This is a genomic window from Streptomyces purpurascens, from assembly GCF_045040895.1.
In the GTDB taxonomy this organism is placed as follows: Bacteria; Actinomycetota; Actinomycetes; order Streptomycetales; family Streptomycetaceae; genus Streptomyces; species Streptomyces purpurascens.
This window is the reverse complement of sequence record NZ_CP108341.1, coordinates 4,313,891-4,332,678: the sequence shown is the minus strand read 5'-3', so window position 1 is coordinate 4,332,678 and position 18,788 is coordinate 4,313,891. Positions and strand designations below refer to the sequence as shown.

21 protein-coding genes and 2 pseudogenes are annotated in these 18,788 nt (G+C 70.8%); 14 read left to right on the top strand and 9 right to left on the bottom strand.

Annotated elements, in window-relative coordinates:
- Positions 1–84: 84 nt before the first annotated feature.
- Positions 85–996: a FadR/GntR family transcriptional regulator gene (locus OHU35_RS19665; RefSeq protein ID WP_189729474.1), complete on the top strand. Its 912-nt coding sequence runs from the start codon at positions 85–87 to the stop codon at positions 994–996.
- Here the strand turns inward: OHU35_RS19665 and OHU35_RS19660 are convergent.
- On the bottom strand, positions 991–1,179 hold the full coding sequence (locus OHU35_RS19660) for a hypothetical protein (protein WP_189729472.1): 189 nt from the start codon (positions 1,177–1,179) through the stop codon (positions 991–993). The genes OHU35_RS19665 and OHU35_RS19660 overlap by 6 nt on opposite strands.
- Positions 1,180–1,325: 146 nt before the next feature.
- Here OHU35_RS19660 and OHU35_RS19655 point away from each other — a divergent pair, with 146 nt between their 5' ends.
- From OHU35_RS19655 to OHU35_RS19630, 6 genes and pseudogenes are all read left to right on the top strand, one after another.
- Entirely contained in the window at positions 1,326–2,204 is an 879-nt protein-coding gene (locus OHU35_RS19655; protein WP_189729471.1) for a winged helix-turn-helix domain-containing protein, read from the top strand.
- Positions 2,205–2,233: 29 nt separating this feature from the next.
- On the top strand, positions 2,234–2,947 hold the full coding sequence (locus tag OHU35_RS19650; RefSeq protein WP_189729470.1) for an HAD family hydrolase: 714 nt from the start codon (positions 2,234–2,236) through the stop codon (positions 2,945–2,947).
- A 192-nt stretch (positions 2,948–3,139) separates the two neighbouring features.
- On the top strand, positions 3,140–4,225 hold the full coding sequence (locus OHU35_RS19645) for an aminoglycoside phosphotransferase family protein (protein WP_229873371.1): 1,086 nt from the start codon (positions 3,140–3,142) through the stop codon (positions 4,223–4,225).
- 39 nt (positions 4,226–4,264) lie between these two features.
- Positions 4,265–4,888: a TetR family transcriptional regulator gene (locus OHU35_RS19640; protein WP_189729468.1), complete on the top strand. Its 624-nt coding sequence runs from the start codon at positions 4,265–4,267 to the stop codon at positions 4,886–4,888.
- A gap of 41 nt (positions 4,889–4,929) precedes the next feature.
- The gene (locus OHU35_RS19635; RefSeq protein WP_405506184.1) at positions 4,930–6,951 is read left to right on the top strand and encodes a HelD family protein; all 2,022 of its coding nucleotides are present in this window, start codon (positions 4,930–4,932) and stop codon (positions 6,949–6,951) included.
- Between the two features lie 36 nt (positions 6,952–6,987).
- A pseudogene (locus OHU35_RS19630) lies at positions 6,988–7,239 on the top strand (RraA family protein); the annotation flags it as partial.
- A gap of 15 nt (positions 7,240–7,254) precedes the next feature.
- Here the strand turns inward: OHU35_RS19630 and OHU35_RS19625 are convergent.
- The 3 genes from OHU35_RS19625 to OHU35_RS19615 form a co-directional block, all read right to left on the bottom strand.
- Complete coding sequence (locus OHU35_RS19625; RefSeq protein ID WP_359893152.1) at positions 7,255–8,436, bottom strand: GDSL-type esterase/lipase family protein; 1,182 nt, start codon at positions 8,434–8,436, stop codon at positions 7,255–7,257.
- 4 nt (positions 8,437–8,440) lie between these two features.
- A complete protein-coding gene (locus OHU35_RS19620; protein WP_405506182.1) occupies positions 8,441–9,028 on the bottom strand; it encodes a TetR/AcrR family transcriptional regulator in 588 nt (195 codons plus the stop codon).
- A gap of 69 nt (positions 9,029–9,097) precedes the next feature.
- Positions 9,098–9,622, bottom strand: a complete 525-nt coding sequence (locus OHU35_RS19615; protein ID WP_405506181.1) for a DUF2269 family protein — start codon at positions 9,620–9,622, stop codon at positions 9,098–9,100.
- A gap of 114 nt (positions 9,623–9,736) precedes the next feature.
- Between OHU35_RS19615 and OHU35_RS19610 the strand changes: the two genes are divergently transcribed.
- Positions 9,737–10,384 (top strand): class I SAM-dependent methyltransferase, encoded by a 648-nt coding sequence (locus OHU35_RS19610; protein WP_405506179.1) that lies wholly within the window; start codon positions 9,737–9,739, stop codon positions 10,382–10,384.
- 11 nt (positions 10,385–10,395) lie between these two features.
- Here the strand turns inward: OHU35_RS19610 and OHU35_RS19605 are convergent, their stop codons facing one another.
- A complete protein-coding gene (locus OHU35_RS19605) occupies positions 10,396–11,079 on the bottom strand; it encodes a hypothetical protein (protein WP_405509280.1) in 684 nt (227 codons plus the stop codon).
- Between the two features lie 176 nt (positions 11,080–11,255).
- On the opposite strand from OHU35_RS19605, the gene OHU35_RS19600 reads away from it, so the two are divergent.
- Complete coding sequence (locus OHU35_RS19600) at positions 11,256–11,627, top strand: VOC family protein (protein ID WP_405506177.1); 372 nt, start codon at positions 11,256–11,258, stop codon at positions 11,625–11,627.
- Positions 11,628–11,700: 73 nt separating this feature from the next.
- Here OHU35_RS19600 and OHU35_RS19595 read toward each other — a convergent pair.
- Positions 11,701–11,874 (bottom strand): annotated as a pseudogene (locus OHU35_RS19595) (LysR family transcriptional regulator); the annotation flags it as partial.
- Positions 11,875–12,052: 178 nt separating this feature from the next.
- Here OHU35_RS19595 and OHU35_RS19590 point away from each other — a divergent pair.
- Positions 12,053–12,646 (top strand): DUF6817 domain-containing protein, encoded by a 594-nt coding sequence (locus OHU35_RS19590; RefSeq protein ID WP_189729454.1) that lies wholly within the window; start codon positions 12,053–12,055, stop codon positions 12,644–12,646.
- Here OHU35_RS19590 and OHU35_RS19585 read toward each other — a convergent pair.
- Entirely contained in the window at positions 12,643–13,629 is a 987-nt protein-coding gene (locus OHU35_RS19585; RefSeq protein ID WP_267944135.1) for a YafY family protein, read from the bottom strand. The two genes, OHU35_RS19590 and OHU35_RS19585, sit on opposite strands and share 4 nt — an antisense overlap.
- 52 nt (positions 13,630–13,681) lie before the next feature.
- Here OHU35_RS19585 and OHU35_RS19580 point away from each other — a divergent pair, with 52 nt between their 5' ends.
- Entirely contained in the window at positions 13,682–14,047 is a 366-nt protein-coding gene (locus OHU35_RS19580) for a VOC family protein (protein WP_031103127.1), read from the top strand.
- Between the two features lie 100 nt (positions 14,048–14,147).
- Here OHU35_RS19580 and OHU35_RS19575 read toward each other — a convergent pair whose 3' ends face one another.
- Positions 14,148–15,119 (bottom strand): GNAT family N-acetyltransferase, encoded by a 972-nt coding sequence (locus tag OHU35_RS19575; RefSeq protein WP_189729452.1) that lies wholly within the window; start codon positions 15,117–15,119, stop codon positions 14,148–14,150.
- A 156-nt stretch (positions 15,120–15,275) separates the two neighbouring features.
- On the opposite strand from OHU35_RS19575, the gene OHU35_RS19570 reads away from it, so the two are divergent.
- From OHU35_RS19570 to OHU35_RS19560, 3 genes are all read left to right on the top strand, one after another.
- On the top strand, positions 15,276–15,986 hold the full coding sequence (locus OHU35_RS19570) for a helix-turn-helix domain-containing protein (RefSeq protein WP_189729450.1): 711 nt from the start codon (positions 15,276–15,278) through the stop codon (positions 15,984–15,986).
- An 89-nt stretch (positions 15,987–16,075) separates the two neighbouring features.
- On the top strand, positions 16,076–16,735 hold the full coding sequence (locus OHU35_RS19565; RefSeq protein WP_189729448.1) for a hypothetical protein: 660 nt from the start codon (positions 16,076–16,078) through the stop codon (positions 16,733–16,735).
- Between the two features lie 125 nt (positions 16,736–16,860).
- Positions 16,861–17,193, top strand: coding sequence for a DUF2516 family protein (locus OHU35_RS19560; RefSeq protein ID WP_031107860.1), 333 nt, complete (start codon positions 16,861–16,863; stop codon positions 17,191–17,193).
- A gap of 41 nt (positions 17,194–17,234) precedes the next feature.
- Here OHU35_RS19560 and OHU35_RS19555 read toward each other — a convergent pair whose 3' ends face one another.
- Entirely contained in the window at positions 17,235–18,584 is a 1,350-nt protein-coding gene (locus OHU35_RS19555) for a PP2C family protein-serine/threonine phosphatase (RefSeq protein ID WP_189729446.1), read from the bottom strand.
- Positions 18,585–18,788 lie beyond the last annotated feature (204 nt).

Below are 18,788 nucleotides of genomic sequence, written 5' to 3'. Positions count from 1 at the left end.
ACTTCACTGTACTTATCTCCGCTTGGAAGCGTCTCATAACCACCCAGCACTGAACTGCCGGAAGATGGCGGGAAGTTGTACTGTTTGGTTGTGGACCCGGAACACACCTCCGTCAATGGACGGAAGAGGTCGCAACGGCCACAGAGAACACATCAAGAGGTGGCCGACGAACTGCGCGCCCGTATCAGGTCAGGAGCGCTGCGGTCCGGTGAGCGCATGCCGACGCAGGCGCAGCTCGCCGACGAGTTCGGCGTCGAGCGCGGTGCCGTACGCCAGGCGCTGCGCATCCTGCAGTCCGAGCAGCTGCTCACCAACGTGTCCAAGGGAAGTCCGGCGACCGTCGCCTCCGACCTCGCCAGGGCGCTGACCGGCCCACAGGCCCCGCCGCTGCCCACGACGGTGGGTCTCGCGCCCCGGATCGCGACGGCGTTCGCGGCGGAGCACGTCGAGATCGACGCCGTGTGCCTGACCTCCATCTCCCTCACGCTGGCGATCGGCGAACCGCTGCGGCAGATCCACGCCGGACGGCTGAAACCGGCCAAGGTCGACGTCCGGGTCCTGCTGCCCAGCCGGGACATCGACCTCGCCTTCCCGGTGCCGGTCGGGGGGCGCGGCGACGACTGGGTGCACGAGCGGTGGCTGGCGATGCGCAACGCCCAGGGGCAGGTGCTCCAGCACAGTCTGCTGGCCCTGCGCGCCACGCACGGCATCGATGTGCACGTCACATTCCGGGCGCTGCCCTTCACCCCGCCGGTGAAGCTGTACCTGCTCAACGGCTCGGAGGCGCTGTTCGCGTACTACACGCTGACACGCGGGGAGGCCGAGATCGACCACGAACAGAGGGAGATGTACGACGCGCGGGGTACCCAGTCGATGCTGTTCTCCTTCCGGCAGGGCCCCGGCCTGCGCGACACGACCTTCGTCGAGCAGTCGCACCTCTGGTTCAACGCACTGTGGGAGACGATCAGTTCGGAGCTGGTGCTCACGAGCTCATAGGGCGGTCCTCAGCACCAGCAGCGCCAGCACGACGGCTCCTGTGGAGCTGACCGCCGAGTTGTTGGACTTGAGCCCCACGGTGAGGAGGAGCAGGCCGACGATGCCGACCGGGCCGTACTTCCACTGGACGAACTGCTCGAAGGCGACGACTGCGATGGCGGCGAGAAGAGTGAGGGCGGGCATTGGTTTCCCCCTTCGGAAGTTCGGAGGCAAAACTTCCGCCAACTCAAAGGAGTTGGCAACCAACTCTGATTAAGTTGTCCCCACTTGGCCCCTAGGTATAAACAACTTTCAAACAACTCCCGCCAGATGGATCAAAGTTGTAGCGTTTGGTCGTGACCCAGGAGAACGTGGCCGTGAACGGCAGCAGAAGGCTCTCGCCCCAGGAGATCGCCGACAACCTGCGGGAACGCATCCGCACGGGCGAGCTCAAGCCCGGGGACCGCCTGCCCACCCAGGCCGACCTCGCGGAGGAGTTCGGCGTGGAACGCGGCGCCGTCCGCCAGGCCCTGCGAGCACTCCAGGAGGACGGTCTCCTCACCAACGTCAGCAAGGGCAGCCCCCCGCGGATCGCCGCGCCCGCTCCGGCCCGGGGCGAACCCCAGCCGACGATGGTCGGTCTGGCGCCACGGCTGACGGAGGCGTTCTCGGCACGCCGCGTCCGCGTGGACGTGGTCTGCCACACCGCCGAGACCCTGATGGTCGCCATCGGCGAACCACTCCGCCTGATCCACGAGGGCCGGATCCACCCCGAGTCGATCGACGTCCGCATCCTCGTCCCGTCCCGGGACATCGAGCTGGCCTTCCCCGTCCCCGTGGAGGCCCACGGCGACGACAACCCCGTCCACCAGCGCTGGCTGGTCATGCGCAACGCCCAGGGGCAGGTCCTCCAGCACAACTTCCTGGCCCTGCGCTCCACGCACGGCATCGACGTGCACGTCACGTTCCGCGCGCTGCCCTTCACCCCGCCGGTGAAGCTGTACCTCCTCAACCAGGAGGAGGCGCTGATCGGCTACTACATGCTGACCAGGCGCGAGGAGGAGTGGGGCAGCAAAACCCTGGACATGTACGACGTCCTCGGCTCCCAGTCCCTCCTCTTCTCCTTCCTGAAGCGAGCGGGCCAGCGGGACGCGGCGTTCGTCCAGGAATCCCAGAAGTGGTTCGACGCCCTCTGGGAAACCATCACGACGGACCTGACACTCTCCTAGTGACCTCTGATACGACGCAGACTGGTTCGGTGACAGTCGAGACCGAGAACGATCAGCACCATCTCCTGACTCTGATCAAACGTGCCCGTGTCGTGCTCTGGGACTTCGACGGGCCCGTCTGCCGTCTGTTCGCCGGGCACTCGGCGGACGGCGTGGCGAGCGACCTGGTGTCCTGGCTGGAGGGCCGGGGACTGCAGGGCCTGCTGACGGACACGGAACGCGAGTCGCTCGACCCGCAGGTCGTCCTGCGCGCCGTGGACCGCCGGCATCCCGGCAGCGACCTCGCCGCCGAGCTGGAGGAACGTCTCACCCAGGAGGAGCTGCGGGCCGCGTCCTCGGCGATGCCGACCCCGTACGCGGATCCGCTGATACGCACCTGGTCGGCGGTGGGCTCCCGCCTCGCCATCGCCACCAACAACTCACCGCGGGTGGTGCGCAAGTACCTCGAAAGCCGCGGCCTCGTCGGCTGCTTCGCCCCTCACATCTACGGCCGCACCCAGGAGCTCAGCCACCTGAAGCCGGACCCCCACTGCCTCAACCGGGCGCTGAACGCCATGGGTGCCGCCCCGGCCGACGCCCTGATGATCGGCGACACCCCCTCGGACCGCGAGGCGGCGGCACGGGCCGGGGTGCCGTTCCTCGGGTACGCGAACAACCCCCGGAAAGCCAAGATCCTGAGGGAAGCGGGAGCCGACACCGTGGTCGAGTCCCTGGAGAGCGTACTGGGGTTGCTGCGCGGCTAGGCCCGCTGTTCGGGCGGGCGCCCGGGTCACCCGGGAGGGGACGAGTTCGGCTCGATAGCCGGGTTCTCCCCTGATCACGGCGCCCGGTGGAGTAACGTGCCTTCCCCCTTACACCATCCGTACCACCGGGGCAGGCTGAACCACCCAATGACACCCCCATCGGTCTCCGGTGCTCGGCAGCGAGCAGTCGAGATGAGCGGCGACCCGAACCTGGTCAAGGGGCCGCTCAAGGGGTACCACCACGAGACCTACGTCCTCGCGTTGCCCGGTGGGACACGAACCGTCAAGGTCCGTGAGCCGCGCTCCGAGATCCTGTGGTTCGACCGGAGGTGCTTCAGGTCGGAGGAGGAGCTGCTCCGCGCCCTCCAGGGGCACATCAGCCGTGTCCCCGGCATCATCGACGTCGCCGGCATGGCGCTTCAGGGCTTCATCGAGGGGCGGACACTCGGTGAGCAGCGGCGGCCGGGGCGGCGCGTACCCGACGCGGTGTTCGACCAGATCGTCGACCTCTTCCGGGAGATGGCGCGGGTCACGCCGGACATGGTGAGTGTGGAGCGGCGCTGTGAGGGCCGGGACCGCGCCGAGGACGGGGACAGCACCGGCTTTCTGGAACGTCTGATCGTCTTCGTCGAGGAGCGGGTCTACAGGAAGAACCACACGGCGTTCGCCGGCCTGTTCCGCGCGCTCGGTGTCTCGGACGAATCGTTCACCCTTCTGAGGAAGCACGTGCTGGGGCTTCAGGAGCGCCCGTTCTGTCTCCTGCACGCGGATCTGCACCGTGAGAACTTCGTCCTCGATCCGAAGGGCCGGCTCTGGGCCATCGACTGGGAGCTGGCGATGCTGGGCGATCCGCTCTACGACCTGGCCACCCACCTCTACCTGATGCGCTACCCGGGCGATCAGGAGAGCCGTATGGTCCGTGAATGGTGCGACCTGGTCGAGAGGATCCGGCCGGGCAGCTCGTCCGGGTGGGAGCGGGACCTGCCGCTGATCCTCGACTTCAAGCGGGCGCAGTCGGTCTTCACCGATGTCATCCGGGTGTCGCTGTCCCTGCGCGAGGACGCGGGCTTCAACTGGGTGGCCCTGCCCGTGGCCGCCGGCAAGCTGCAGAAGATCCTCACCGCCGCCGCACAACCGCTGGGCCTCGCGCAGGTGCCGAGCCGTTCGCAGATCATGGCCGCGCTGATCCGCTGGCGCGGCGAACGGGAGGCGGCTGAGGAACACCGGGGGGCGGCGCAGGAGGATCGGCCCGTGCTCACCGAGTCGGGCGCTTCCTGACGCGGACTCCCACCTCGCCGTACTGCGTAGGCTCCCCCCATGAGCGAGCCCGGCCTGCGTGAGCGCAAAAAGCAGCGGATGTACCAAGTCGTGTCGGACATCGCGGTGCGGCTCTTCCTGGAGAAGGGGTTCGACGCGGTGTCCGTCGCCGAGGTGGCGGCGGCGGCCGAGATCTCCAAGCCGACGCTGTTCCGGTACTTCCCCGCCAAGGAGGATCTGGTGCTGTACCGGATCGCCGACCACGAGGGGGAGGCCGCGCGGGTCGTGGCGGAGGGGGAGGGGCCGCCGGTGGAGGCGCTGCGGCGGCATTTTCTGGACGGGCTGGAGCGATCCGACCCCGTGACCGGGCTCAATGACCATCCTCAGGTGCTCGCCTTCCATGCCCTGCTCTACGGGACGCCCTCCCTGGTCGCCCGTGCGCACACGCACCAGGAGCGGTCTGAGGCCGCGCTGGCCGAGGTGCTCGGGGGTGATCTGGACGCGCGGCTGGCGGCCGGGCAGATCATGGCCGTACTGCGGGTGCTGGCGCTGGAGAACTGGCGGCGGATCGCGGCGGGGGAGCGGGTGGCGGACGTGCGGGCGGACGCGGTGGCGGCGGCGGAGCGGGCGTTCGGCCGGCTGGCGGCCGGGCTGCCGCCACGGCTTCAAGGTGAGGGTGAGTAATAAATTTAACTCGGTTACGTTTTTCCCGTACGCTCGGTGGAATGACGTCGACCGAACCTGCCCTCCAGCACGCCCTCAGCCGTGAACGCGCCCACCACGAGCGCTGCCGGGCCGCCCTCGCCGCGATGGTCGAGGGCGCCGGTGAACAGGTCGTCATCGGGGAGGACGTCTCCGCGTCCGGTGCCGACGCGGAGGTGCTCGGGTACCGGCTGCGCAGCCATGCCAAGGCCTTGCGCGAACTGCCCGAGGGGCCGTTGTTCTTCGGGGCCCTGGAGTTCGAGGGGGCCGGTGGGCGGCTGCACATCGGGCGGCTGCGCATCTCCGAGCACCCGGCCGAACCGCCCCTCGTCGTCGACTGGCGCGCACCTGTCTCGCGTGCCTTCTACCAGGCCTCCGCCCGTGAGCCGCAGGACGTCTCCGTACGCCGGCGGTTCGGGTGGGCGCCCGGCAGCCGCGGGGACTCCGGCGACCTCACCGGCCTGGAGGACGAGCACCTGGGGCAGGGGGAGAACCGCGCCAGCCGGATCGTCGCCCGGGAGATCGAACGGCCTCGCGTCGGGCCCATGCGGGACATCGCCGCGACCATCCAGCCCGAGCAGGACGACCTCGTACGCGGGGACCTGGCGATGTCGGTGTGCGTGCAGGGCGCGCCGGGCACCGGCAAGACGGCCGTCGGCCTGCACCGGGCCGCGTATCTGCTCTACACGCACCCGCAGCGCATCCGGCGCGGCGGCCTGCTGATCCTCGGGCCCAACCGCACGTTCCTGTCGTACATCGCGGAGGTGCTGCCGGCTCTCGGGGAGACGGGGGTGCGGCAGTCGACGCTCGCCGAGGAGATCGCCCGGTGGCCGGTCCGGGGTACCGACGACGACTCCGCCGCCGTCGTCAAGCACGACGCCCGGATGGCGGAGGTGCTGCGGCGGGCGCTGTACGCGCGCGTGCGCACCACGGGGGCGGGCTCGCTCACCGTGCCGGACGGGTCGTACCGCTGGCGGGTGCCCGACGCGGAACTGGCGCGGATCGTCGCGGGCGTACGGGAGGAGGAACCGCCGTACGGGGTCGGGCGGGAGCGGGTGCGGGCGCGGATCGTGCGGTGTCTGCGCGAGCGGGTGGAACGGCGGGCCGGGCCGCCCACGAACGCCTGGGTGCGCCGGGTCGAGCGGGCGCGCCCGGTGTCCGAGTACCTCGACGCCGTCTGGCCCCGGGTGCGGCCGGAGGAGGTCGTGGCCGAACTGCTCACCGACCGGGAGGTGTTGGCGAGGGCGGCCGACGGGCTGCTGGACAGCGCCGAGCAGCGGGCGCTGCTGTGGCGCAAGCCGCCTCGGTCGTGGAAGTCGGCGCGCTGGTCGGCCGCCGATCTGGTGCTGCTCGACGAGGTGGCCGGGCTGATCGAGCACCCGGAGGGGTACGGGCATGTCGTCGTCGACGAGGCGCAGGACCTGTCCCCGATGGAGTGCCGGGCCATCGCCCGCCGGGCCCCCTTCGGCTCGCTGACGGTCCTGGGCGATCTGGCGCAGGGGACGACGCCGTGGGCGGCACGGTCGTGGCCGACGGTCCTGGCGCACCTGGGGAAACCGGACGCGGCCGTGGTCGAGTTGACCACCGGCTTCCGCGTGCCGCGTGCCGTCGTCGGCCTTGCCAACCGGCTGCTGGAGCGGCTGGACGTGGACGTGCCGGCGGCCCGTTCGCTGCGCGGGGACGGGGAGTTGCGGATGCGGGAGTCGGCCCCGGACGGGGTGCCGGCGGCGGTCGTGGACGCCGTACGGGACGCGCTGGGGCAGGAGGGCTCCGTCGGGGTCGTCGCGGCGGACGCGGAGGTGCCCCGGGTGCGGGCGGCCCTGGACGCGGCCGGTATCGAGGCGGCGGGGCCCGGGGAACTCGGCGCGCGGGTGTCCCTGGTGCCGGCGAGCGTGGTCAAGGGGCTCGAGTACGACCATGTCGTGGCCGTCGAGCCTGCGGCGATCGCCGAGGCGGAGGAACGGGGGCTCCACCGGCTGTACGTGGTGCTGACGCGGGCGGTGACGAGGCTGGAGGTGGTGCACGGGAGGCCGCTGCCGTTCTAGACACGGGCGCGTGCAGGGTGGTTAGGGTCCGTGGCCGTGCGGTGCCCGCCCGGCGACAACCTGATGCTGCACGCCGCGATCCACCGGGCCGAGCCCGGTTCGGTCGTCGTCGTGGAGGTCGCCGACGAGGAGGGCGTCGTGGTGGTGCCGGGGGCACGCCGGGAGGAGGTGCTCACCGCGGCCCGCGCCAAGCTGGCGAAGGAGGCCGCGGAGACTCTCGACGACTGGGAGTCGGCCCACCGGGCGCGCATCGACAAGATCCTGGCGGAGCAGGGCTTCGCGGGCTGAGCCGGCTGTTGACAGTCACCCCTGTGCCGCGAAGGGGCCGCCCTCCGTGAAGGCCAGTGCGCCGAAGCGTTCGCCGATGCGGCGGTGGGTGGCGGCGTCCGGGTGGACGTGGTCGGGGAGGGGGAGTTCGGCGGCGTCGGACTCGCCGTAGAGGTCGAGGCCGTCGAGGTAGTGGAGGTTCGGGTCGTCGGCCGCGCGGTGCCGCACGATGCGGGCCAGTTCCTCCCGGATGACGCCGAGCGTGAGCTTCCCGGCGGCCTTCTCCGCCGGGTCGCCCATGGCGGCGAACAGCAGCCGGCCCTTGTCGATCTCGCTGAGGTCCGGGGCGGTGGGGCCGGGGGTGTCCTCGTGGATCGCGCAGTGGATGGGGGAGACGACCAGCAGCGGGGTGTCGGGGTGCCGGTCGCGGATCGTGTCGAGGAAACCGTGCACGGCCGGGCCGAAGGCGCGCAGCCGCATCACGTCCCCGTTGACGATGTTGATGCCCATCTTGACGCTGATCAGGTCGGCGGGGGTGTCCCGCATGGCACGCGCGGTGAACGGGTCGAGCATCGCGCTGCCGCCGAAACCGAGGTTGACCAGTTCCACACCGCCCAGGGACGCGGCGATCGCGGGCCAGATGGCCGTGGGGCTCGCGGCGTCGGAGCCGTGGCTGATCGAACTGCCGTGGTGCAGCCACACCCTGCGGCCCCGGTCCGGCAGGGGCTGCACGGGCGCGTCGGTGCGCAGGGCGACGAGCTCGGTGGTCTCGTTGTGCGGCAGCCAGATTTCGACGTCCTTCTCACCGGCGGGCAGGCCGGTGAAGCGGACGGTACCCACCGGGCCCGGCGTGACCTCGCCGTCCCAGGTGGCCATGTCGACCGTGAGGACGTTGCCGCCGGTCCCGGAGGCCTGGCCGGCCGGGCGGCCGTCGACGAGCAGGTCGTAGAGGCCGTCCGGGCGGGACGGGAGGCCGACGTAGTCGCGCTTGGTGCGCAGCGTGTCGAGTTCGATGGCCGTCGCGGCGGTGCGGAGGACCAGGCGTACGCCGGAGGGCTGGGCCTCGGCCATGGCCAGCTGGGCGTTGGTGTTCTGGGCGCGGGCCCGGGCGGGCAGCCGGTGCGGGAGCAGGCCGTGCTCGGTGCGCTCCAGGTCGAGGGCGCCGCGCAGCAGGTCCGCCGTGAGCGGAGTGGTGATCCAGTCGTGCTCGGTGTGCATGGTGTCAGCCTCGGGGATCCGTAGGGGGCGCGGGCCAGTTGCGCAGCAGCGTGTCGAGGGCGTCGATGATCCGGGCCCAGGTGACGTCGGTGCCGGGAGCGCTGTGGCTGAACCCGCCGCCCAGCTCCAGGCTGACGTACCCGTGGAAGACGCTGCCCAGCAGCCGGACCGCGTGGGTCTGGTCCGGTTCCGTCAGGTCGTAGCCGCGCAGCAGTGCCCGGGTCATCTGCGCGTGCCGGACGCCCGCGCTCGCGGCCGCCGTCTGCGGGTCGAGCCGCAACTGGGCCGCGGCCCAGCGGCCGGGGTGTTCCCGGGCGTAGTCGCGGTAGACGTCGGCGAGGGCGCCCAGGGCGTCCTTGCCTGCTCGTCCGGCCAGGGCGTCGGCGGCCCGGTCGGCGAGTTCCGCCAGTGCGAGCAGGGCGATCCTGGTCCGGAGGTCCTGGGAGTTCCTCACGTGCGAGTACAGGCTCGCGACCTTGACGTCGAACCGCCGGGCGAGCGCCGAGACGGTCACCTCGTCGAAGCCGACCTCGTCGGCGAGTTCCGCGCCCGCCTCGGTCAGGCGCTCCGGCGTGAGTCCCACGCGTGCCATACGGCACCTCCCTTCTGCCTGAAGGGATTGTGCATCTACCTAATACCTTTAGGCAAACTGGATTGGGTCTTAGGCGTCCTGAAGGGTTCGCCGGGCGGGTGCCCGCAGCCTCCTGCCCCGCCTGGTCAGGCCCCAGGGCTTCAGGACCGAGATCACCGTCATGAAGACGTAGGCGGACAGCGAGACGACCGGCCCGAACAGGACGTCCCCGGCGTCGGGCAGCGGACCGCCCGCGGCGACGGCGGCGACGGCGGCATTGACCCCGGGGCGCAGGGCGAACACCGTCGCGGTGGTCGTGGCGAGCGTCAGCCAGAACTTCGTGTAGACCCACCGATGCCGTGCCAGACCCCACGCGGTCCCCAGCGACAGCACCAGACCGGTGAGGAGCGTGAGGAGCGCGACGGGGAGCAGCAGCCAGTCGGCGAAGAGCCGCATGGCCCGGACGGACGCCTCCACGGTCACGGCGGACCCGGTGGTGGCCGCGGTCGTCCCGAGCGCGAGCAGCCCGAGCGTGAGCCCGAGCCAGCTCGCGGAGGCGATGACGTGGACGACCAGCGCGGTCCGGCGGGCGGGGCGGCTGAGTTTCGGGTTCATGGGGAACACGCTGCCGGGGCGGCGGGGTGAGGTCGTCTTTCAGCGGGAGTAAACCGGCGTACTCGCGTCGGCGTACGGGGGGGGGGTGTCAGTGCCGTCGTCTAGCTTCGCGGCATGACCGAGCCCTCGTACCTCACCGCGGTCCGGGAGTCCTACGACACCGTCGCCGCCGACTACGTCCGACTCGTCAAGGAACCGGCCGAGTTGGACCCGGTGTCCCGCGCGATGCTGGCCGCCTTCGCCGAACTCGCACGGCCTCTCGGGCCGGTCGCCGACCTGGGCTGCGGTCCGGGCAAGGTGACGGCCCACCTGGCCGGCCTGGGAGTGCCCGTGTTCGGCGTGGACGTGTCACCGAGGATGATCGAACTGGCCCGGGCGGCGTATCCGGAACTCCGTTTCACCGTCGGCTCGATGACCGCGCTGGAGGTCGGCAGCGGCGAACTCGGCGGCATCCTGGCGTACTACACCACCCACCACACCCCGCCGCAGTGGCTGCCGACCGTGTTCGCCGAGTTCCACCGCACCCTCGCGCCCGGCGGCCGGCTGATGCTGGCGGGCCATGTGGGCAACGGCGAGCACCTGCGCCCGACGCGCGCGTACGGCGACCATCCGGTGTCCTACGAGTCGCATCTGCTGCCGCCGGACCGGATCGGGGAACTGCTCCAGCAGGCGGGGCTGGTGGTCACGACGCGTGTGGTGCAGGAACCGGAGGACGGGGTGAAGCGGCAGGCGGGCACCTTCCTGGCGTACAAGCCGCGGTAGCCGCGGGCCGGTCAGCCGTTGTGTATCCACACCCGCAAGGGGCCGACCGGCTCGAAGCCGTACCGGAGAGCGACCGCCAGATCGTCACCCTGCTCGTATCCGACGACGGGCAGGGTGGGGAAGAGCCGGGCGAGTGCGTGCAGGACGACCGGCCAGGCCGCGTCGGGTCCGCCGTCCCGCGCGAAGACGTTGGAGACGCCGACCACGTGCTCGCTGCGGCTCGCCACCGCTCCGGCGACCACCCGGCCGTCGGTGTCGGTGTCGCGATCGGTGTCGTCTGCGGACCGTCCCAGGATCACGAAGGTCTCCGGTTCGGCGAGCAGACCGGGCCGGAACAGGTCCGCGTTTCCGGCCCCGCCGTCCCAGGCCAGGGCCCAGGCACGCAGCGTGTCCGGGTCGCCCGCCACGTCCCACACGAGGTCGGGCGGGCCCGGCTCGGTGGCGGGTGCACCGGCCGGACGGTGGATCCACTGCGCCTCGAACAGCACCCGGAACCCGGCCTCCGCCAGCTCCAGGTCGGCGAAACCGTCCTTGACCGAGGCGCCGGGCGAGGCGGTGTCGATCCGCGCCACGAGCGCGTCCCGGTCGGCGTCCGGCTCCAGCGTCACCGCGTCGGGGTAGTAGAGCGGCGTCCGCACGGCCGCGGCCCAGGCCTCGGCCCCGAACTCGCCCCTCACCCCGTGCGCCCGGCACATCGCCGCGCACCACTCGGCGTTGTTCCGGGCGGCGGCGCGGACCAGGGACTGCTGCGAAGTCGTCGTCACGAGTGCGGATCATGACGGTGTCCACCCCGACTCGTCGAACGGTTTAGCGACCGACCGCTTCTAGGGTGTGCGGGACCGGAGTCCCCAGAGAGCCGCCCGGAGGCGCCATGACCCCGCTGATGAAGCTGAGCGCGATCACCCTGGACTGCCCTGATCCGCTCGCCCTGGCGGCGTTCTACCAGGAAGCCACCGGACTTGGACTCCACGCCGAGTCGGACGCCGAGTTCGCCGCGCTGGACGGTGAGGGCGGGTTCGACATCGGGTTTCAGCGGGTCGACGACTACCGAGCTCCGAGCTGGCCCGGCCAGGTCGTACCGCAGCAACTGCACTGCTGTTTCAGGGTCGTGGATGTCGATGCGGCCGAGGCCCGGCTGCTGGAGCTGGGGGCGGGTAAACCGGATCAGCCGCGGCAGGACAGATGGCGGGTCCTCACGGATCCGGCCGGGCATCCCTTCTGCATCGTCGGGGGCTTGTTGTGACCGGCGGGTCATGACCGGCTTGTCGTGACCGGTGTCAGATCACGCGGAAGAGGTCGGCGGCCGCGTGGACGTGTGTGGGCACGACACCTCGTGGTTGACGCTCCAGGAGGCTCACACCCGCCTCTCGCGCCAGCCGCCTGACATGCTGGCTCACGGCCGACTGAGTGCAGTCCAGCTCTCGCGCGACGGCGCTGAGGCTTCCCGCCCGGCACACGGCCACGAAAACACGCAGGTCCTCCAGAGCCATGGCCCCAAGTCTCAGCTTGGGTATGGCGAGAAATCCATAGGATTGACTGGGGCTTACACGGCTACGAAGATCGGTACAGGGCCCAGGCGGCAACCCGTCCGACGCCTTCGCGGGATCCGGACCCTGGGCGGAGGCGGCGGACGGGTGCCGACCTCCAGTGAAGGAAGGACACCGACCCGTGCCTGCCTCTCCTCCTGTCGCCGCCGACCAGGCCATCGCGCTGCTGCACACGCTCGGAGCTGCGGATATCGACCACCCGGGCGGCACCCTCGTCGCCCATCTCCAGCGCGTCCAGGGCCGACTCGCCGTCTGGGGAGCCCGACCCGCCCTCCGGCTCGCGGGCCTGTGCCATGCCTTCTACGGCACCGACGGCTTTCCCACCGCCCTGCTGTCCCCGGACAGCCGCACCGAACTCGCAGGGGTGATCGGTGCCGAGGCCGAGGCCATCGTGTATCTCTACGCCTCCTGTGACCGGAAGGCCACGTATCCGACGCTCGCTGATGCCGACGGGGCCTTCCGGAACCGGTTCACCGGCCGACTCCACACTCTGGAGCCGCAGCAGCGACGGGACTTCGCCGAACTGTCCGCCGCCAACGAACTCGACCTCGCCCGCATCGACTCCGCCTTTCGCGAGAAGTGGGGAGCCGAACTCCTTGCCCTGTTCACCCGCTTCCGGCCCTTGCTGAGCGAGCCCGCTTGGTCGGACTGCCAGGCGGTGCTCCGGACGAGGTCGGCACCCGGTGTGGGAGCTTCAGAGGGAGCACCCCTCTAGGAGTACTTCTGAAGGATCTGCCTGGTGAGCTGTCGGATATGTTCGCGGGCTTCCACGGGGTCGGTCACGGTGACGCTGTCGCCGAACTGCAGGAGCAGGCGCACGACTTCCACATTCTGGCCGGTGACCGCGATGCTCACGCGTCGCGTTCCCGCAGCGTCCCGAACAGTCAGTCGACGGCCGAGGATGCGCCTCGCCCTACCTAGTTGGTCCAGGTCGAGCTCGGCATGGATCCGGAAGGTGTTCGGGTTCTCCCAGCGCGCCGTCAGCTCTGCCGCGACACCGTCCAGGGTCGCGCCCGGCCGCAGCCGGCGAACTGCCCGCATCGGTTCCCAGTCGACGAGCCGTTCCAGCGCGTGGAGGTGCGGACGACCTGCGGAGTCTGCCACGAGATACCACCTGCCGCCCTTGGCCAGCAGGCCGTACGGGTCGATGATCCGCCACGTGGGCTCGGTCTCCTCGGACCGGCGGTAGCAGATACGCAACCGCACCCCGCGCCGCAGATCGCCCACCAGCGCTGCCGGAGGCAGGCCCTCGGCGTCCCGGGAGAACCAGGGGCTGTTGTCGGTGGTCACGACCGCGCTCAGAGGCAGCGCACCGGTGCTCGACGGACGCAGCGTCGATCGCACCTTCTGGTGCGCGCGCTGGGTGTCGGCCATGGCTCCCAGCTGTTCGCGCTGCATGTCGTCGAGGCCGTAGAGCGCGAGGTGGTCCCGTTCGTTCGGAGTGAGCCGTGACGTGTCGAGCAACCCGCCGGGTAGAAGAGTCACCCCGCCCCAACGGCCGCGTCGGACCAGCAGGGGGAAGCCTGCTTCTTGCAGCCATTGCACATCTCTGAGGACGGTACGGACCGACACCCCGACCTGGGCCGCCAGCTCGGCGGTCGTCGTGGTCTCCCGCGACTGCAGCGCCAGCAGCAGCGAGAAGAAGCGATCCGGAGTCACGAGATCGAGAATCTCAGAAAACCTGACGGGATCCGTCATGAATGACGTGCAGGCTCCGGTCGTTCAGTGAGACCGACCCAAGGAGCGAGCAATGTCGTCCTCGATCGTGTTCATCGTCTACGTCAACGACGCGCCCGAAGCGGCCCGCTTCTACGCGGACCTCCTCGAGATCAAGCCCGGCTTCCAGACCCCTGGTTACATCGCCTTCGACCTCGGCGAGGGCGTGGACCTCGCGCTCTGGAGCGGGCAGCTGGACGGCTTGACCCCCGCGGTGCCACGCACCAGCGAGGTCTGTCTGGCCCTGCCTGGCGGGCCCGAGGCGATCGACGGCCAGTTCGCGAGGTGGGTGGAAAAGGGGGTTCGAGTGGTCAGCGAGCCGCGCGATGAGGTATTCGGGCGCACGTTCGTCGTCGCGGACCCGGACGGCAACCTGATCCGAGTCGCCCCCGTCGACTGACCACAGGCTGCTCCGACTCATCGCACGCCGCACACGGTCGAGGGGCCGTCGCGCAGACGTGGTGCTGTGACGCGACCTGGCGTCTCAGGCAATCTGAGAATCAACGCCAGTCGTCGATCACATACGCGTCGGGGTGGCTGTACCCGGGTTCGTTGGGCCTGTGCATGGTCACGCCCTGCAACCAGGTGCGGAAGCCGCGGTCGATCATGCGCCGGTAGGCGTCCGGGTGGCCCAGGTTCATGCCGGCGTCCAGTTGCCCCAGCCCGCGCTCGGCGGCCAGCCGCTCGCACGCGTCGAGCAGTCGCTCGAACCGGTCGGCGGCCTCCGGACCAGGACGTACGGCACCGAATTTGACGAAGCACACGTCCGTGCCGGCCTCCGACCCGGCACCGCAGTGGCAGACGGCCAGGCCGTCGAGCTCGAAGCCGGTGCCATGGAGCAGGACGGTGTCACCGAGTCCCTGCGCGTGCGCGGCCACGATCTCGCGTTCCAGGCTCAGGCCCTCGTACACGGCTCCGGTCAGTGCGCGACAGAGGCTCAGCGCGTCGGGCCGCTCGACGGCGGGCAGTTCGCCGTAGAGCACCCGGCCGGGGACCGTGGCACCGTCTGTGACCTGCTTCTTCATGATGGCTGTGAGGAATCGAGGCCAGAAGCCGTACCGGCGGTAGAGCTCAAGATGCTTGGGACTGTGCGCGAAGGTGAACAGGCCGAGGTGGCGATTCCCCCAGGTGTCGAAGCAGTCGATGACCGGCTCCATCAGACGCCTGCCGATGCCCTGGTCCCACAGATCCGGGCGTACGGTCAGCGGTCCGAAAAACCCGACGCTGCCCCAGTTGGCGGCGAAGTTCGATCCCACCACTTCGCCCTCGACCGTCGCCGCGAACGCCGCCTGCGGATCGGCCGCCCAGCGGGTGCGGACGTAGTCGACGGTCCCGAACGGATCAGGTGCCCCCAGGAAGGCCCCGAAGGCGGCCCCGCAGATCTCATCGGCCCGATCCAGGTCCGCCTCATCCAGCGGGCGGACTGATACCGGGGCCGCGCCGCTCTCGCGCTCCGCTGTTGGCAGGACCATCACTCTCTCCTTCCTGCCCCCGTTCCATCGCACCACGGAGGTGCGCCGCAGGCGAGGTGGGTCAGAGCGGGGCTGCCCCGACCGCGGCCGCGTGGCGTGGCGCACTTTTGCAAGCGGGTGCTTGCAATAGTTAGCGGGGTGCGGCACTGTGGAGGCATGGCATCGCTCAACGTCGGCAATCTCGGTGACTACCTGCGCGAGCAGCGGCGCAACGCGCAGCTGTCGCTGCGGCAGCTCGCCGATGCCGCCGGGGTGTCCAATCCGTATCTGAGCCAGATCGAGCGCGGGCTGCGCAAGCCGAGCGCGGAGGTGCTGCAGCAGGTCGCCAAGGCCCTGCGGATCTCCGCCGAGACGCTGTACGTCCGCGCCGGCATTCTCGACGCCGAGCGGGACCGGGACGAGGTGGAGACGCGTGCCGTCATCCTCGCGGACCCGACGCTGAACGAGCGGCAGAAGCAGGTGCTGCTGCAGATCTACGAGTCCTTCCGCAAGGAGAACGGGTTCGGGACCGGCGACGGCTCCGACGACGGCGCCGCTGTCGTCGAGGTCGTGGTCGGTGAAGGCGCGGCGGATGCGGACGGAATCGCCCCGGACGGCGGCACCGAGATACGCAGACGGACCCGCACGGCCGACGGCGGCCCGCCCGCCGAGGACCGAACCCACGAGAAGGACGGCGGTGCGTCGGCCACCCGCCGGACCCGCAAGGAATCCGGCGGTACGTCCGCGACCCGCCGGACCCGCAAGGAGACCGGCGGTACGTCCGCCGCTCGCCGCACCCGCAAGAACGCCGACGGTACGTCCGCCACCCGCCGGACCCGCAAGGCCACCGGCGGCAGTGACACCGACCCGCAGCAGACGGCCGGCTGAGCCGGACCAGGGCACCGGCCGCTCCGCTGCGGATCACACCACCCTCAGCCGAACCCTCAAGCGAGACAGAATCCGGGAGGACCCTCACCATGGCCATCACCGACGACCTGCGCAAGACCCTCAGCGACCCGACTCCGCTCTACTTCGCCGCCGGCACCGCCGACCTCGCCCTCCAGCAGGCGAAGAAGGTGCCGGCCCTGGTGGAGCAGCTGCGGGCCGAGGCTCCGGCGCGGATCGACGCCGTACGCAACACCGACACCAAGGCCGTCCAGGAGAAGGCGTCCGCCCGGGCCAAGGAGGCCTCCGCCCGCGTCAAGGAGACGCAGGAGACCCTGCAGACCAAGGTCACGGGGTTCATCGGCTCCCTCGACGCCGACTTCAAGAAGCTCGGCAGCAACCTCGACGCGGACCTGAAGAAGTTCGGCGAGAACGCCCAGGACTTCGCGCTGCGCGGGGTCGGCGTGGCCGCCGAGTACGCCGTCAAGGCCCGGGAGACCTACGAGAAGGTCGCCGAGCACGGCGAGCAGGCCGTGCGCACCTGGCGCGGCGAGGCCGCCGAGGGCATCGAGGACGTCGCCGAAGGCGTCGAGGAGCTGGCCGTGGCCGTCGAGCCGAAGCCCCAGCCGGTCGAGGTCAAGGAGGAGCCGGCGAAGCCGGCCGCCGCCGCCCCGGCGAAGAAGGCCCCGGCCAAGAAGGCTCCGGCGCGCAAGACCACCACGGCCAAGAAGACCACCCCGCCGGCCAAGTAGGACGGCGGCCGCCGGATCAAGGGCGGCAACGCACGCGGGCCGGGCACCCTGGGGGTGCCCGGCCCGTTGTACGGGTACGGTGACCGCGTAGGGACGAGCCGAGTCTGGTGGTGGATGTTGTGCTGATGCAGGGCTTCACAGGGTTGATGTGGCTTCTGAGCATGGCCCTGATCATTTTCAGCGGCTTCGCGCTGTTCGACGCCGCCGTGCGGCGGGAGGACGCGTACCGCGCGGCCGACAAGAAGACCAAGCCGTTCTGGCTGATCATCCTCGGTCTGGCCTTCGTGGTGAACCTGCTCTTCCCGATCCTGTCGTTCCTGCCGATCATCGGGCTCATCGCGACGATCGTGTACATGGTCGACGTCCGCCCGGCCATCCGCGCGCTCCCCGGCGGCGGCCGGAGCCAGCGCGGCTCCAGCAGCGACGGCCCGTACGGCCCCTGGAACGGCGGCCGGTAAACCCCGGTCGGCGCCCCCTGGGCAGCGCTTGCTCCCGGGGGCTACGGCACCCGGTCCAGCAGCAGTACCGCCACGTCGTCCGTCAGCTCGCCACCGTTGAGGTCGCGCACCTCGTTCACCGCCGCCCGCAGCAGCCGCTCGCCCCGCAGTCCCTCGGCGAACTGGCGGCGGATCATCTCGGTCATGCCGTCCTGGCCGAGCCGCTCCCGGCCCCGGCCGATATGGCCCTCGATCAGGCCGTCGGTGTAGAGCATCAGGCTCCACTCGGCACCCAGCTCCACCTGCATACGCGGCCAGCGGGCACCCGGCAGCAGCCCGAGGGCCGGTCCGTTGTTGTCGTACGGCAGCAGGCGGGCCGGTTTGCCCGGACGGGCCAGCAGCGGCGACGGGTGTCCCGCCAGGCACAGGCCGGCGCGGCGCCCGTCCGGCGCGATGTCCACCGTGCACAGGGTCGCGAAGATCTCGTCGTCGGCCCGCTCGTGTTCCAGCACCTGCTGGAGCGTGCCCAGCAGCTGGTCGCCGCACAGGCCCGCCAGCGTCAGCGCGCGCCACGCGATCCGCAGCTCCACCCCGAGGGCGGCCTCGTCCGGGCCGTGGCCGCACACGTCACCGATCATCGCGTGCACGGTGCCGTCCGGCGTGCGCACGACGTCGTAGAAGTCACCGCCGAGCAGGGCGCGCGAGCGGCCCGGGCGGTAGCGGGCGGCGAACCGCAGCGGAGAGCCCTCCAGCAGCGGGGTCGGCAGCAGACCGCGCTCCAGGCGGCGGTTCTCCTGGGCCCGCAGGCGGCCCTCGGCGAGCCGGCGCTCGGCCGACTCGGAACGCTTGCGCTCCACCGCGTAGCGGATCGCGCGGCTCAGCAGCCGGCCGTCCAGCTCGTCGCGGAACAGGTAGTCCTGGGCGCCCACGCGCACCGCCTCCGCGCCGCGCTCGGCGTCACCCGACGCGGTCAGCGCCAGGACGGCATGCCGGGGCGCGAGCTCCAGCACGTGCTTGAGTACGGCGAGCTCGTCCTCGGAGTCGCTGTGGCCCGGCGCCGGCAGCGCGAGGTCCAGCAGGATGCAGTGGACGTCGTCGGTCAGCAGCCGCCCGGCCTCGGTCAGATTGCGGGCCGTGCGGACGCGGATCGGCTTGCCTGCCTGGTCGAGCATGTCCGGCACGATCGGCGAACCGGCCGGGTCGTCCTCGATCAGCAGCAGCGTCAGGTTGGTGTGAGCGGTGTTGATCTCCACCTTGTCCGTGGTGTTCCCGGCGGTGTCCGGCGTGCGCGGGGCCGCGGCCGAGGCGTCCGTGACGGAGTTCTCGGCGGAGCCGCCGCACGGGGACGCGGCCTGCGCCTGACCACTCTCCACGGCCGGGATCGCTCTCTGCCGCGGTATGGGTACGGGCATTGTCTTGGGTTCCTTCCCTCCCCCCGAGGGCATGGCGGGGGCGAGGGACCTCGACCCACCGACGGGGACCATAGCGGGTGTCGGCGCCGCATAGGAATGGTGTGAGCCACGCCGCTGCGCCATCGGCCAGTGTCATATGCCGCGATATGTACCGCAGTTGGACAGGCCGGAGATGCCGCGGAGATGACGAACGTCACGCCGACA

Excerpts from the sequence above, each read along its gene's own strand:
- OHU35_RS19660 (WP_189729472.1), bottom strand. The coding sequence starts at position 1,179 with ATGCCCGCCCTCACTCTTCTCGCCGCCATCGCAGTCGTCGCCTTCGAG.
- OHU35_RS19645 (WP_229873371.1), top strand. The coding sequence starts at position 3,140 with ATGAGCGGCGACCCGAACCTGGTCAAGGGGCCGCTCAAGGGGTACCAC.
- OHU35_RS19640 (WP_189729468.1), top strand. The coding sequence starts at position 4,265 with ATGAGCGAGCCCGGCCTGCGTGAGCGCAAAAAGCAGCGGATGTACCAA.
- OHU35_RS19635 (WP_405506184.1), top strand. The coding sequence starts at position 4,930 with ATGACGTCGACCGAACCTGCCCTCCAGCACGCCCTCAGCCGTGAACGC.
- OHU35_RS19625 (WP_359893152.1), bottom strand. The coding sequence starts at position 8,436 with ATGCACACCGAGCACGACTGGATCACCACTCCGCTCACGGCGGACCTG.
- OHU35_RS19620 (WP_405506182.1), bottom strand. The coding sequence starts at position 9,028 with ATGGCACGCGTGGGACTCACGCCGGAGCGCCTGACCGAGGCGGGCGCG.
- OHU35_RS19615 (WP_405506181.1), bottom strand. The coding sequence starts at position 9,622 with ATGAACCCGAAACTCAGCCGCCCCGCCCGCCGGACCGCGCTGGTCGTC.
- OHU35_RS19610 (WP_405506179.1), top strand. The coding sequence starts at position 9,737 with ATGACCGAGCCCTCGTACCTCACCGCGGTCCGGGAGTCCTACGACACC.
- OHU35_RS19605 (WP_405509280.1), bottom strand. The coding sequence starts at position 11,079 with ATGTGCCGGGCGCACGGGGTGAGGGGCGAGTTCGGGGCCGAGGCCTGG.
- OHU35_RS19600 (WP_405506177.1), top strand. The coding sequence starts at position 11,256 with ATGACCCCGCTGATGAAGCTGAGCGCGATCACCCTGGACTGCCCTGAT.
- OHU35_RS19585 (WP_267944135.1), bottom strand. The coding sequence starts at position 13,629 with ATGACGGATCCCGTCAGGTTTTCTGAGATTCTCGATCTCGTGACTCCG.
- OHU35_RS19580 (WP_031103127.1), top strand. The coding sequence starts at position 13,682 with ATGTCGTCCTCGATCGTGTTCATCGTCTACGTCAACGACGCGCCCGAA.
- OHU35_RS19575 (WP_189729452.1), bottom strand. The coding sequence starts at position 15,119 with ATGGTCCTGCCAACAGCGGAGCGCGAGAGCGGCGCGGCCCCGGTATCA.
- OHU35_RS19570 (WP_189729450.1), top strand. The coding sequence starts at position 15,276 with ATGGCATCGCTCAACGTCGGCAATCTCGGTGACTACCTGCGCGAGCAG.
- OHU35_RS19565 (WP_189729448.1), top strand. The coding sequence starts at position 16,076 with ATGGCCATCACCGACGACCTGCGCAAGACCCTCAGCGACCCGACTCCG.
- OHU35_RS19560 (WP_031107860.1), top strand. The coding sequence starts at position 16,861 with ATGCAGGGCTTCACAGGGTTGATGTGGCTTCTGAGCATGGCCCTGATC.
- OHU35_RS19555 (WP_189729446.1), bottom strand. The coding sequence starts at position 18,584 with ATGCCCGTACCCATACCGCGGCAGAGAGCGATCCCGGCCGTGGAGAGT.